The organism is Reticulibacter mediterranei (assembly GCF_016587455.1).
Map to the genome: position 1 here is coordinate 6,200,456 of NZ_BNJK01000001.1, position 13,961 is coordinate 6,214,416.

At 49.8% G+C, this 13,961-nt stretch carries 11 protein-coding genes and 1 tRNA gene; 3 read left to right on the plus strand and 9 right to left on the minus strand.

Annotated elements, in window-relative coordinates; all coding sequences use genetic code 11:
* Window positions 1-8 precede the first annotated feature (8 nt).
* Window positions 9-2,192 carry a TIR domain-containing protein gene (locus K3T83_RS26850; protein WP_220205998.1) on the plus strand — a complete coding sequence of 728 codons (2,184 nt, stop codon included), beginning with the start codon at window positions 9-11 and terminating at the stop codon, window positions 2,190-2,192.
* A 73-nt stretch (window positions 2,193-2,265) separates the two neighbouring features.
* Here K3T83_RS26850 and ptsP read toward each other — a convergent pair whose 3' ends face one another.
* From ptsP to K3T83_RS26890, 8 genes are all read right to left on the minus strand, one after another.
* Complete coding sequence (gene ptsP / locus K3T83_RS26855; RefSeq protein ID WP_220205999.1) at window positions 2,266-3,894, minus strand: phosphoenolpyruvate--protein phosphotransferase; 1,629 nt, start codon at window positions 3,892-3,894, stop codon at window positions 2,266-2,268.
* Window positions 3,891-4,163, minus strand: a complete 273-nt coding sequence (locus tag K3T83_RS26860) for an HPr family phosphocarrier protein (RefSeq protein ID WP_220206000.1) — start codon at window positions 4,161-4,163, stop codon at window positions 3,891-3,893. The genes ptsP and K3T83_RS26860 overlap by 4 nt, the downstream gene beginning before the upstream one ends.
* Window positions 4,164-4,269: 106 nt before the next feature.
* Window positions 4,270-4,722 (minus strand): PTS sugar transporter subunit IIA, encoded by a 453-nt coding sequence (locus tag K3T83_RS26865; protein ID WP_220206001.1) that lies wholly within the window; start codon window positions 4,720-4,722, stop codon window positions 4,270-4,272.
* A gap of 23 nt (window positions 4,723-4,745) precedes the next feature.
* The gene (locus K3T83_RS26870; protein ID WP_220206002.1) at window positions 4,746-6,305 is read right to left on the minus strand and encodes a PTS transporter subunit EIIC; all 1,560 of its coding nucleotides are present in this window, start codon (window positions 6,303-6,305) and stop codon (window positions 4,746-4,748) included.
* Between the two features lie 461 nt (window positions 6,306-6,766).
* On the minus strand, window positions 6,767-7,903 hold the full coding sequence (locus tag K3T83_RS26875) for a sugar ABC transporter substrate-binding protein (protein ID WP_220206003.1): 1,137 nt from the start codon (window positions 7,901-7,903) through the stop codon (window positions 6,767-6,769).
* 24 nt (window positions 7,904-7,927) lie between these two features.
* Window positions 7,928-9,445, minus strand: a complete 1,518-nt coding sequence (locus K3T83_RS26880; protein WP_220206004.1) for a cache domain-containing protein — start codon at window positions 9,443-9,445, stop codon at window positions 7,928-7,930.
* A gap of 20 nt (window positions 9,446-9,465) precedes the next feature.
* The gene (locus K3T83_RS26885) at window positions 9,466-10,065 is read right to left on the minus strand and encodes a DUF4388 domain-containing protein (protein WP_220206005.1); all 600 of its coding nucleotides are present in this window, start codon (window positions 10,063-10,065) and stop codon (window positions 9,466-9,468) included.
* A 708-nt stretch (window positions 10,066-10,773) separates the two neighbouring features.
* Window positions 10,774-10,857: transfer RNA gene (locus K3T83_RS26890), tRNA-Leu, on the minus strand.
* Window positions 10,858-11,098: 241 nt separating this feature from the next.
* Between K3T83_RS26890 and K3T83_RS26895 the strand changes: the two genes are divergently transcribed.
* Together K3T83_RS26895 and K3T83_RS26900 are read left to right on the plus strand one after the other, a co-directional pair.
* Entirely contained in the window at window positions 11,099-12,118 is a 1,020-nt protein-coding gene (locus tag K3T83_RS26895; RefSeq protein ID WP_220206006.1) for a Ppx/GppA phosphatase family protein, read from the plus strand.
* 141 nt (window positions 12,119-12,259) lie between these two features.
* A complete protein-coding gene (locus tag K3T83_RS26900) occupies window positions 12,260-12,913 on the plus strand; it encodes a hypothetical protein (RefSeq protein ID WP_220206007.1) in 654 nt (217 codons plus the stop codon).
* 23 nt (window positions 12,914-12,936) lie between these two features.
* On the opposite strand, the gene K3T83_RS26905 is transcribed toward K3T83_RS26900, so the two are convergent.
* Window positions 12,937-13,872 (minus strand): VOC family protein, encoded by a 936-nt coding sequence (locus tag K3T83_RS26905; protein WP_220206008.1) that lies wholly within the window; start codon window positions 13,870-13,872, stop codon window positions 12,937-12,939.
* Window positions 13,873-13,961 lie beyond the last annotated feature (89 nt).

A 13,961-nucleotide genomic window follows, 5' to 3' on the forward strand; every position in this document is an offset into this window, starting at 1 on the left:
TGTTTTTCATGGAAAAGGATATTCAAGAAGATTTTTTTATTAGTTATCATGAACAGGACCGCGCCTGGGCCGAATGGATTGGTGGACAACTTGAAGCTGCTGGCTATACGTGTTTTATTAAAGCCTGGGATATTCGTCCAGGCTTTAATCTGGTACTAGAGGTGCATGAAGCTTTACAGCGAGCAGAACGTCTGATTGCCATTTTTTCTCCCGTATACCTTGCCTCTATCGATGCTGCTGAGTGGGCTGTTGCTCTGAGCGAAGATCCGGCAGGAAGGCGTGGGAAATTACTACCGCTACGAGTGCAGGAATGTGAGCCTGAAGGTTTATTGAAACCTATTCAGAGTATAGATATTTTTGGACTTGATGAGACGGTTGCGCGTAAAAGATTGCTTGAAGGTGTTCAATCTGAACGAGTAAGGCCATTAGAGCCGCAATATCCCGGTTTGCCCTCTCATGTTCTATCACCGGCGTCTGATTTCCCGGGCAAATCAAATATTCTCATCGCCTCCTTGGGCGAATCTCCCGCTGTCATCTCCGCGATGTATGATCTTTTAACGGTGCAAGAAAAGCTTTCACTTGATCGATTGGTAGTGCTGTGTCCAGGTGGTGACAATGTGAAACGGGCGTATAAACTGGTACAACAGGCGCTCCCTGAACTTGCCACTGAGGGACGGCTGGTGTGTAAAGAGTTTTCGTTTAAAGATACCTATAGCTGGCGAGATACCTGTGAATTTCTAAAAGAACTCTATATGCTGTTGAATCACCACCAGGAGAAAGGTGACGCTGTTTACCTTTCGTTGGCTGGTGGCCGTAAGAGCATGTCAGCGTTGATGGCCTGGATGGTGCCGTTTTTCTCCTGTATTAAGAGGCTCTATCATGTGATTGATAAAGATGAGCAGGTCAGCAGCCATCCTCGTTTCTTTTTGCCTATAGATGAGATAGAGGAGAAGTTGCAGCACAGCGACAAATTTGATTATGTAATGCATCCTCCTGAGGACAAAGTGAAGCTGGTGCAGATTCCTTTTGAACAGGGGTGGCAATTGAGTCAGGCCAGGCGCTCTGAATTGCTCAACGCTACCTGGGATGATCTGGCAAAAAAGGAGTATGAAGACGAGCAGGCGTTGCTCATGGTTCAGTCAATGGTGCAACCAGCAGTGCCTTTGCAAGTATATGTGACAGAAAAGGTCGTACGTCAGTTCAAGGAGTTGCGTCAGTGGGATGCGGTGGCAGCTCGGGCGGTAAAAAACGGCTTGCTCAGCATGGGCGAGGCAGCAGTGCTTCAGCATGAATTGTGTGATGAAGCTGAACAGGAGACCTTACTCTTTCAGCAGAAAGCTTCAGCGAAAGCGAAAAAGCTGCTGCGCTTCTTCAAAGGAGTAGATGCGGCTGTTCGTCCAGTCTTTTATACCGAGCCAGGCGATATTGCTAACGATTCCGATCACCCAATAAGCAGGGTGGTGGTCTGTGCTTTGGAGTCTGCTATGATGGGGAGATACTACAAACCACTAGCAGAGATTGCAAATGAAGCCGATTTCTCGTTGAAGGGAACCCTTGATCTTGATCATCTGCTTGTGCCGCCTGCACGCTCTGAAAGCGTTCTGATCGTGCCTCTAGGGAAATATCCTATGGTCGCAACACAACTCTATGCGCTGTTGAAGTTCCAGGAAGATCGTTGTATTCGTGAGGTCGTGCTGATCTATCCAGGTGTAAACTCAACAATTCATTACGGCGCAACGATTATCAAGGATGCGTTACGTGATGAATATCAAATACCGTGCAAACTGGTACGGGTCAAAGGAGAGCAAGAAGGCCAGTTTGATGATATTGATTCTGTGGAGGCGTGTAGCTCCTTTCAGACGGCGTTGGAAGAGGTGATCGATGAGGTACGTCATCGGTATCCTCAGTGTAAGATCGATCTCTCGCTCTCAGGTGGACGTAAATGCATGACCGCCATGACTATCTTTGCCGCCCAACGCAAACACATTTCGGTCGTCTATCATACTGTGGTAAAAGATGAAGACCTGAGCGAGAAGATCGAAAATGAGGCAAATATGAATGCTTTAAAGAAAACAAGCCTGGGTAAGCAAAAAATGAGAAATCGCTTGTTCTTACGTGAATATTGTCCACCCGATGATTACTATTCCAGATTTGCCCTGTTTAGAGTGCCCGTCTTTCCTGCCACAGACTGACCAGGATCATGACGAAAACGCAAAAGAATCTCTTGTGTATAGCTGGTTCTTGTTCATACACAAGAGGTTCTTTTTATTCCCTGATCGCTTGCTTCGCCATCAGTTGCATCTCTCCCCACGTCTTCTCGGAGAGAATGCGTTTCACAAGCGGCACGCGTGCGGGGGCTACCGAAAGTTCTTGTACTCCTAATCCTACTAATAGTGGGACGGCCTCGATATCGCCAGCGAGTTGGCCGCAGACGGCAACGGGTATGCCAGCTCGACAAATCTGACCGATAAGGCGCAAGGTTGCAACACCTAGCGGGCGGGCGCGGTCTTTTACGTGTGCGTTGGTGCGATCAACAGCGTAGGTATATTGCACGAGATCGTTGGTGCCTATCGAGGCAAAATCGATCAGGCCACGAAATTGATCGAGCGTCACTGCCGCCGCTGGCGTCTCAACCATAATACCAATAGAAACGTTGCCAACTGGCTTCCCTTCGCTCAATAACTCCTGTCGCGCTTGCTTGATCAGCGCTTTTGCAGCCTCAACCTCTTCTGGTACAACTACCATCGGCAACATGATGCGTACGTCGTGGGTCGCGCCTACGCGCAAAATGGCCCGTATCTGTGGGAGAAAAACCTCTTTGGGGCGATCAAGGGCCAGGCGCAGGCCACGCCAACCGAGAAAGGGATTGCCCTCCTCCGGGATATCCAGTCCAGGAACTGGTTTGTCGCCTCCAATATCGAAAGTCCTGATAACCAGCGGTCGCTGCAATACAGAGGCCACATCCTTATAAATAGCGTATTGCGCCTCCTCAGTAGGCAGCCCTTGCGCAGCGAGAAATTCGGTGCGGAACAAACCTACTCCCTCGGCTCCCGTCTCGACCGCTTTTTGAGCCTCGGCTAGCGATCCAATATTGGCAAATACCTCAATATGCACACCATCAGCAGTCTTGCCCGGACGCTCTCGATATACCTCAAGATCTTGCTTTTCTCGCTGCACCACCGCCAGACGTTGCTCGGCAGTTGTCAGCGTTGCTTCGTCCGGGTCGATTGTCACCATGCCCTGATCCCCATCAACAACTAGCGTTGTCCCCTCGGCAATCTCAGAGAGCGCCCCGGCAACACCAACCACCGCAGGAATGCCCAACCCTTGAGCCACGATAGCAAGATGACCGGTGCCCGATCCCGTTTCAGTCACAACCGCTTGCAGCAGCGCAGGATTCAGCCCAACCGTTTCGGCCGGTGCCAGATCTTGTGCAACTAGAATTGCGGCCTGATCCAATCTCACTTCCAGCGAAACCCCTTGCAGTTCTGCGACGATACGACGGCTGACCTCCTGCACATCTGCTGCTCGGGCCGCCAGATATTCATCAGGAATGCGTGCAAGTTGTTCGGCATAACTGCTTGCCACGCGGGTAATCGCCGCCTCCGCCTTAAAGCCTTCTTGAATAAGATCAATAGCCCCCTGTTTCAATTCGGGATCATCCATCATCTCGCGTTGGGCTGCCAGAATAGCAACAGTGGTTCCCTGTGCGGCGCTCTGTAGCGTTTCCATACGCGCAATAGCATGCGTAATAGCCTGTTCGAGACGTGTCGTTTCTTCTGAAGAGGCTGTTATATGTTGGGCCATGATATCAACTGAAGGAGCGGGGCGGATGCTATGGGCGATACCAATTGCCAGCCCCGGGGATGCAGGAATGCCACGTAGAATCTTCATCCTAAATCTTCCTCAAGCAACGTGGACAGCTTTTTGATCGCCATTTGAGCATCATCGCCATCGATTTTCAGCACAACCTGATCGCCCTGTTTTGCACCAAGCGTAAGGATGGAAAGAATTGATTTCCCATTGGCTGTCTTGTCGTTTTTTGAGACCGTGATCTGGCTCTGAAATTCTTTCGCTTTTTGTACAAAAATCGCAGCTGGTCGCGCATGTAGCCCTGATTTGCTACCCAGGATCACTGTTCGTTCTTCCTGCGTCTGTTCCATACCCATTGCTCCTTGTCACCAATTTGTTTTTGTGAGCAAGCAATCTTCACTATGTCAAGCCCTGGTATGGCTTCATGAGCAGCGAGGCCATACCAGGAGCAAACAATCACACTTTCAATACAAAAAGAGTATCACGTCCAGCTCGCACTATCCCGCTGGCCCGACGCACAATAGTTCCGTTTCCAGAAGAAACGACCGGGCTGAGGATCACCCTGCCAGCTCGCTCAATAACAGCTCGATCAAAGCGTACAATGGGTGTCCCAACCTTGACCTTCTGGCCCTCTCTGGCAATATTTTCAAAGCCCTCACCGTTGAGTTCGACGGTATCGAGGCCGATATGAACGATCAGCTCAATGCCTTCTTTTGTCGAGATGCCAAAGGCGTGACCACCCGGAAATAGTTTCACAAGCTCGCCAGCAATGGGGGCTACGGCAATCTGGCCACTGGGATCGATTGCAACGCCATCACCCACCATCTTCTGTGCAAAGACTTGATCCGGGACTTTTTCCAGCTCAACTACTGTGCCATCAAGTGGTGCTAGAACGTGTATCTCTGCCATGATTCATATACCCTTTTATTGCGTTACTTCTCGGCCTCTTCTTCCGCGCCACTCTCTTTGAGGATGCGTTGCATGCTGCTGGCAATGTTGTCTGATTGCATCCCCATCACCACCTGAACGACCTTGCCCTGCTTCATCACACCAGCAGCACCGAGGCTCTTCAACGTTGACTCGTCAATCTTGTCCGGCTCAGCGATAAAGAGGCGCAGACGGGTGATACACCCTTCGACACTCTCAATATTTGAACCGCCGCCCAGTGCCGTAATGATCTGTGTTGCCAGCGTATCACTACTGTCAACCGCAGCAGCAGTCTTTGCCTTCTCTTTGGATGGGGCAGGACCACGCTGGCTTTCAGGCAAGATCCAGTCAGCGGACAGGCCAGTTGAGGCCTCTCCACGTCCCGGCGTACCCAGGTTGAAGACGCGGATACAAATGCTGAACAGGAAGTAGTAGATGACGCCATAGATGACGCCAAGTACCAGCACTAACCAGGCATTGGTCGTATTTGGCTTGGTGAAGTTCAACACGTAGTCGATCAAGCCTGCTGAGAAGCCAAAGGCGATTTTAATGTTAAGCAAAGCGCTGATGAACAACAGCGTACCAGTCAGAAGTGCATGGATGACGAAGAGTACCGGTGCGACAAAAATGAAGGCGAATTCGATAGGCTCAGTGATACCGGTCAGGAACGACGCAAAGGCTGCGGAGAGCAAGATACCAGCAGCAACTTTGGGATAGCGTGCCTGACGAATCATTGCCAGCGCTGCGGCGGGCAGACCAAACATCATCATCGGGAAGAAGCCAGACTCGAAGAGTCCCGCAGAAGGATCACCAGCGAAGTAGCGCTGAAGATCGCCATGCGTGCCGTGAAAATCGCCAAGTTGGAACCAGATGTAGCTATTGATGATGTGATGTAGGCCAAGTGGAATGAGCAAGCGATTCAAGAAACCGTAGATGCCAGGGCCGAGAGGTCCGAGCGAGATGATACCGACGCCAAGCGCATTAATACCTGCTTGCACGGGTTGCCAAACGAACCCAAAAATGACACCTAGCACGACAGCGGCCAGGCCGGTGATGATCGGTACAAAGCGTCGTCCACCAAAGAAGCCCAGGTAATCGGGGAGGCGAATAGTGTGATAGCGGCGATAGAGCCAGGCTGCTACCAGACCCATCAGGATGCCCGAAAGCACATCCATGTTGTTGTTGTGCGCACCCTTACCAAGCGGGATAAAATCGTTAAAAACAGCGGTAAATATGAGAAATCCAACGAGTCCCGATAATGCAGCGGCTCCTTCGCCACCAGCCAGACCAAAGGCAATACCAACAGCGAAAATCATCGGCAAGTTGCCAAAAATTGCTCCACCTGCATCAGCCAGAAAGGGAATACCGGTGGCATTGGGATTCTGTAAAATGGCCTGCCAGAGATCGGCCTGTCCGAACCTGAGCAATAGCGCTGCGACAGGAAGAACGGCGACTGGTAACATGAGAGAACGGCCTAGACTTTGTAATGCGCCAAGTACGCGATTACTGAGATTAGAACTGTTGGGTGGGGTGGTTGCCTGAGATGATGTGTCAATAGTACTCATAAATAACCTCTCCTCTTGTGAAAGAGATAGATGGAGTTACTAAGTATGCAACTCCTTTTCTTGCCCCAATTCAAGTAACCTTACGTGGTTGCTCATGCGAACCAGATACACGTGTATCACGTGTGATGTTATAATGAGTAATGAGCCGAGTATCAACGTCATTGTGATATGGGCCTGTAACGTTTGCTCCTTTCTGATTTTAGTTGTGGCGAGGAATGGTTTTTACATGGAAACTTATGAATGAAGTACCTGCACATACTATATGCTCTGCGGGAGAATTTGTCAAGACATCTAGACCACTAGATATATATAAGATTTTGAAAAAGGGGAAAAATGTTCTTTGCTATGCCGTTGCGATTTGCAGGAGGTAGGAGAAGATGGAGAGAAAAGACTCAGTGGGCAGTGAGAATCTTGTATGCTCTCACTGCCCACTGAAAGGATCTGTCATAACTGTCTATACATTAACAAACGCCCGCTGTGCCAGCGGGAACCCCATTACAGATTTCCTCTTTCACAAGATAGTGGTCTGCCAAGACGGTGGAGTTGATATTGTTGCGGTCAACGGTCACGGGCGAATCGAGAATAGAAGGAATGTTACCGCCATCAAATGTGGATGTGGTGACGCCTTTTGTTAATGTATTGACGTTTGACCCATTGGAGAGAGCTTTGACCAGATCAGCGACGGATTGGGCTTCGCGTGCGATAGGTTTGTAGGCGGTCATACTTTGCTGCCTCAGCAAAATATTGCGAACTGCATCTGCGCCAGCATCCTGGCCGGTGACGAGAACCTTGCCGTTCAGCTTGACCGCTTTGAGCGCTTCAATGACTTTACCTGCCATATCATCGTTGGCGACATAGGCAATCTGGATGTTATTATGCTGGTCGGCCAGCGCTGCCTCCATCTCTGCCTGTGCTGTGGTGCTGTTCCAATCGGGTGTAAAGGTCTCAGAGATATACTTGAGGGTGCCATTAGCGAACATAGGGTCGAGGATAGAATGCATGCCCATGCTGAAGAGTAGCGCGTTCGTATCCGTTTGGGAGCCGCTAATCAGCACAATATTCGGGATTGTTCCTTCCTTTTGATACTGTTGATAATGGTCTGCGATATACTGAGCCTGGATCTGTCCAACTTTGACGTTGTCAAAAGAGACATAGTAGTTCAGGTCTTTTGATTGGATCAGGCGGTCGTAGGCGATCACGGGAACGTTGCGCGCTTTGGCCTTTGCGATGATAGCGGCAGCAGCGACGCTATCGTGAGCCGTTACGACCAGGATACAATCGCCGTTTGCCAGATCTGTTTCGGCCTGATTCAACTGTGTGTCAGAGTTATCGTGGGCGTTACTATAATCGATCTGGGCGTTAGGCATGGCTGTCTTGATGGCCTGGATCAGCATGGGATGGTCTTTTGTCTCCCAACGAGCGACGTTAGTATCGGGCAGCAGGATGCCAACTTTGGTACAGCCTTTGCCGCCAGCGCCAGAGGGCAGATTGCCGCCTGTGTTGGCATTGCTGTCGCAGGCCGTCAGTAGCGTGATCGAGAGAATGAGGAGACTGATCAGCAGGGTATTGAACCAGTTCCGTCGTACGAATGTTTTCATCTGTGTCGTATCCTTTTGCCTGTACTATTTTCCAACCACCTGACGGAGTTGTTCGATAACTGTTTCTAGCTGCGAGGCCGCTTCATTTGCTGATGTTGCACCCTCAACTAGCTGTTCTGTCACCTGAGTCGTGATGCGTATAGCGGTGGAGAGGCTTTTGCTACTTTTTTCCTGGTGGGAAATGGCCTTCTCGATATAATTTGCTGTAGAGATGATCTCGGCCAATCGCTGTTGTGCGCGCTGGATATCAAGCCCTCCCCATTTTTGTGCCAGTTCTCCACTCATTTCGTTCAGTCTATGAGCAGCAACGCTGGCTGCCTCTGTGTAATATTGCACCGATTTTAGCCCGACCTGAGAAGATTCAACGATCCATTTTTGTTCGGTTGCTTTGACCTGTTCGCGCGATGCCTGCGTTTTAAGCATCTGGCTACTGGCGAGCAGCGATGATACTGATTGCAGGATAGGGCGGGTGATGCTACGACCAACAACAAGACCGACAAGTGCGGCCAGCAGTGTGATGACGGCGGCAATCAACAGGAGGTAGAAGTCCTGCTGGTTGGCTGCTTTGGTAATCGTGTTAACCGGCCTGAGTACAAGATATGTCCAGGGAACGGTCTGACATTTGACGCGGTAGGCCTGGAACGCTTCATTCTGCAAAGCGGGCGTGAACTGGAATGTAGTTGGTGCCTGAGCGTCCTGTTGTAGTATCGTCGTCAGCGTCGAATCAGCGGAGGCTGTCACTGGTCTATGGTCATTGCCATAGAGATTTTCGTCTGCGACGCGTTGTTGAAAGTCCTTTGAAAGAGGTGCGACGGATTTGAAAAGACCCTGGGGCAACGTAGTCAGGGTTGTATCGGTGTTTGTGTATGCAATGCGCACGCCATGATTGTCGAGAATCATCGCGTAGCTGCCTGGAACCGCGTTTGTTTCGTTATTGACCGCTGTCCATATTTCGCTCAGCTTCACAGTGGACCGTTCAAATCCCAGTAATGTATTATCAGTAGATGTGACAGAGGCATAAATATCAACAAATGCCATATGCGTATTATCGTCATAATACACATCTGAAGTCATTGCTCTATTGCTATTGTGCAATTGGTCGATGATCTCGGGCGGGATAGTATATTTGCCACGCGTCCCAGGAGGTGCAGGATAGGAGAGGCGAAGCTTGCCCTGTGGATCAAACAGCGACCAGTTGCTATAGTTTGTATCGAGGTGATAGCCCAGGGCCAGTTCATTCTGGGCTTGAAGTTGATAGGTTTCATCTCCAGATAGATATTTTTGAATGGCGAAGAATTGTCTAAGATAACCTAGATTCTGCAAACGGGCAATAAACAGAGAATCAATGGCTTGTGCATGCACTTGTGCATCGTTTCCCATCTCAGTTGCAGCCTGTGAAAGGAGCGTAGGACGCAGGATCAATTCGCTTCCGACAACCGTGATTAGTAATGGGAGGACCACTGCGAGTACGAGCAGGGCAGAGAAACGCGCGGTCAAAGATAATCTTCTGCGAGGAGATGGCGCGTGTTGGGATATAGACATGGGATATATACTCCTGTAACTTACTGTTGAATCAGACCACTACGCTCTAGATCGTTGAGTAGTATTTGTACCTCATTGAGATTGCGAACCATCAAACGTGCCAACTCATGTATGTTCCGTTGCCCGTTGATGAGTAAGAGTAAGCGCCGCTGCATTCGGGGAAGCTGGATGTTTTCTGGATATTGTAGCGCTGCATCTCCTAATTGGGTACGAAATGGGAAGAGAGGCCGTCCTTCCGCTGCGCCATATGAATGCAATCCTCCAGTTGTGTGTGTCGATGCTGGACCGCCAGAATACTGCCCGCTGGCGGCCCCATTATTACCGGGATAGGAAGTCTGAGACGACGTGAATGGAAAAGTTGAAGAGGTTTGTTGTCCTTCATGGTTGATGAAGGAAAAGCGGCAGGCCTGCCACATATTGAGATAGTTAAAGGCAGCCAGTCCGCTTTGCTGGCCTACTTTTGCTTCGACTGCTCTTCCACCAGAGAAGGTAATGAAGCCCTCTTCTAATGTTCTGCCCTCGCCACGCTCGACTGTGAGCGTACCACTCTTGCATCCGATGTGTATGATGTGAATGATATCTGCGAGGTTATCCGTCATAGTTTCTCGTTGTGGTTGCATATGAACTCACTTTAGTCGCTCACGACTGGTAAAAATATCAGAAACTACGAAACCCGCTCATACAACTGGCTGTACTGAAGTATGATGTATGGGTGAAGAAGTTAAATAGATAAACATCATTGTTTTTTCGTCGAAACCTCTATCCTTTCCCTTACATAATTACTGACCTGTTGTTTGTTTCAAAGGGAAAAAACTATACCTGATATAAGATACACCACGCCTGCAATATAGTACAGTCTATAAGGACTCTTTGCAACCCATGATTTGTGGCTCTTTCGTGTTTCACAGTTTCCGAGTACGAGAAGATGAGAGGCGCTGTCACTGATAACGCCAGCGACATTAGCATGTATATTACCACATATTTTTTGACGAAAAAGAATAGCAATTTAATCCTATGTTTCTGTAGGATAGCGGATGAAAATGATCAAATTGTAGATGTTGAATGGCGTTCATATCTGGGAAGATTTTTCCAGGTTAATACGAAGCAGGACTTTCTCTATATAATGAAGCGCTTGCGATGGCTGATCAAAGTGGTTACGATATGGATGATAGATAACCGGGAGCAATCCTTAACAACCTGATTGGGATGATTTGTAACACTATTGCTACATTCCCCTAAACTTGCTGTCATTTGGTAGTTCGCTGTCAATAAAAAACGTCTCAAGTTACTGTTAAAGCCACTTGAGACGTTCTCTATGGTATGGAGAGTGCCGAAGGGGGGACTCGAACCCCCACACCCTTTCGAGTACAACGCCCTGAACGTTGCGTGTCTACCAATTTCACCACTTCGGCGAATCTTTCTTGTTCCCTCGGAACGAAGCCTATATTACAGTATCTCCACCAACTTGTCAAGAGGTTTTCTGGCAAATTGTTGGGATTTTTATTTCCCCTCCCTGGTTTCCTCTGAAACTTTACTATTCGTGTTATAATAACAACATGTCCCGTTATTGGTCGCTATGTGGCTTGCATTGCTCTTCGTCATCGGGCGGAAAAACATGCAAGCTGTATTAACGTGTGTCAATGTGGAGCCTGTATGCAAGAGCAGACTGAACACACCTTGTCCCATGAAGAGATGCTATCAACTGCACCCGTGTATGCCGCCATCGATATTGGCAGCAATACCGTTCATGTGGTGGTTGCTCGCTGTTTCGAGGATCATGTAGCGATACTGGCAGATGAGCTAGAACTGGTGCGTATCGGTGAGAGCGTGAATGCCACTGGAGCGATTTCCTCACAGAAACGTGACCAGACCATTGCTACCCTGCAAAAATATCAAGCGTTGGCCGAACACTATGCTGCGACCTCCGTGTTTGGGGTGGCAACTGAGGCAATCCGTCGAGCAAGCAATAGCGCAGAGTTTCTCGCGGCGATCCGTGAGGCAACCGGGCTGGTTGTGCATATCATTGGCGGCGATGTGGAGGCTGCGTTAACATTCTATGGAGCTACCTACGAACTTTCTCAGCACGGGTCGCCTCCCGTTGATATAGCAGTCGCAGATCTGGGTGGCGGAAGCATGGAACTGATCTTTGCCCATCAGTTGCAGATCATTTGGAGTACCTCTCTCCCAATAGGATCTGGCTCACTGCATGATCGCTATGTACCTTCTAATCCTCCAACCCATCAAGAGGTGGCAACGGCTCAGACTTTTTTGCTTGACCATTTCCAGAAAATACCTGCGCAGACACATCTTGCTGCTTTGATCTTCGTGGGGGGAAGCGCCAACACATTGTTGTACCTTGCTCGCTATTCCCTGGGAGTCAGTCAGGCAGAGACGCAGCTGTCGTATGAAGATGTTGTGCGTTGTGAAGGAATTTTGCGCGTGTTATCTGCCGATGAGGTGGCCCGACGCTATCCGATTAATCTGCAACGTGCGCGCATTCTGCCGGCTGGCGTGTTGATTATTCGCATGCTGATGGAGCGGTTGCAACTAAAAGAAATCTATGTGAGCGCTCATGGTATCCGCGAAGGTGTCCTGCTCGCACGTGTACGCTATGGAGAACAGTGGTTGACGCAACTGCAGGATAATACAACACATGCTGGAGAGCATGCATAGACTGGTGGAAAGATGCATGGAGAATGTATAGAAAAGTGGAGTAGATAATGGAGAGCGTTGAGAGCGATTGGTTTGGTATGCGCGTACTTGAGATGTATGGTGAGTAAACATATATCTCGGATCTAAAGGAGGACTCTACACATGATGCCGTCTAGTTCGATTGAAGAATTAAGCTGGTGGAATTTTGCTCAGCCAACAAGCGAGGAACTTGAGCAGAGCGGGGGGTTACAGGTGGAGGACTGGCCTCACGCGCGTCATGTCAGGCGTTTGTCCGTAGAGTTGTTCGACGCCACGCTTCCTCTACATCAACTGAATGAGCGTGCGCGTTATCTACTTGAGCGTGCAGCTTTTTTGCATAACACCGGCATGCTGGTCGAGACACGTCGTCACCACAAGCATTCATTTCGCTTGATCAAAGAGACGAAGTTGCCTGATGTGACCGACAGCGAGCGGCACGAAATCGCCTGCATCGCTCGCTACCATCGTCGTGCGCTTCCCAGCAAAGAGCATGCCGAGTTTGCGACGCTGAATCATGCTGCCCAGCGACGAGTCTCTCAATTGGCCGCACTTGTGCGCATCGCGGACGCACTCGATTATAGCCATGATGGGTGTGTGTTAAGCTTGGCAGATGATCCATCCTTATGCGACAAAACGACCTGGACAATTACGCTCTCGGTGCGCTCCCTGGCTGATCTCGATGAAGAACTGGGGCATGCTTACGAGAAGGCCGATCTTTTCGAGAAAGTCTTCAAACGCAAACTGCGTCTAGTTGTCCAGTATCAAGATCCGCAATAATATTTTGCCGAGAAGATAGCCTTTTATGCTGTCTCCTGCTCATAGAGCACTATCGACGCGCCACAGGCATGGTCGGGATGAAGCCAGAGTTCGTTGCGTGGGGTGTCTTGATACGTGTAAGTGACCCGGTGGGAATCGAGATAGTGCCGGGCTGCCTCCAGATCCGCCACAGCGAGTGTAATGCGACAAACGCTCTCGCCGAACGTCTGCAAATATTTGCGCAAAGCACCACGCTCCGGTAAATGTCCCGCCTCCTCTGTAGGATCAATGTTGGCAGGCAGCGGTGTTGCCAGCTCGAAACATTGTTCTCCATTGCCCAGTCTGAAGGCAACGAGCATCGCATCCCATGAATCAACTTCGCCCGTGTACTCGATTGATGGTGTGAGATCATAGATATGCTGGAAACGTGTTGTTGCTTCAGGTAAGTCTGCCACAACGAGCGTTGTGCTGAGGACGCGAGTTGCGCCGAGTGGATGTTGTGGTGGTGTGGACCAGCCTGCAAGACGCCGCCGTCGTTCCTCTCCGCTACTGTCGTGCTGAATGAGAAAGGGATAATGCTGCGTCAGGTCGGGCCGCCCAACATCGGTACGAATCCAGCCGCGCCGTCGATCATTGGTGCTACACAACTCTCCTGCATTGGGTCCGATAATGGAGATGCCGCGCTTAACCATCGCCTGACTATCGGCGGAGATGTCGTTGGATGCAAGCACGAAATTGAGATAGCCATCCCCCTTTGCCAACCGATCAAGCATGCTTTGTTGTGCCTCAGCGCGGTCACGAACGGTGATCAATTCGAGATAGGTGTCGCCAATCACGATAATGCGGTTCGCTGTCCCGCCGGTTGGATGGATGCCGCCACCGCTGACCGCCAGCCCGAGATCTTCCTGAAACGTTCTGGTGGCCTCTCCCAGATTATTTACGCCGATAATGATATGGTCCAATCCCCAGAGATAATTCATACACAAACCTCATTTCTGCTCGGTGAAAACGTTCGCTCAAGGTATATTGTAGCCTACTTAAAAGTATATTTGAGCGTAAAGAAAACAGG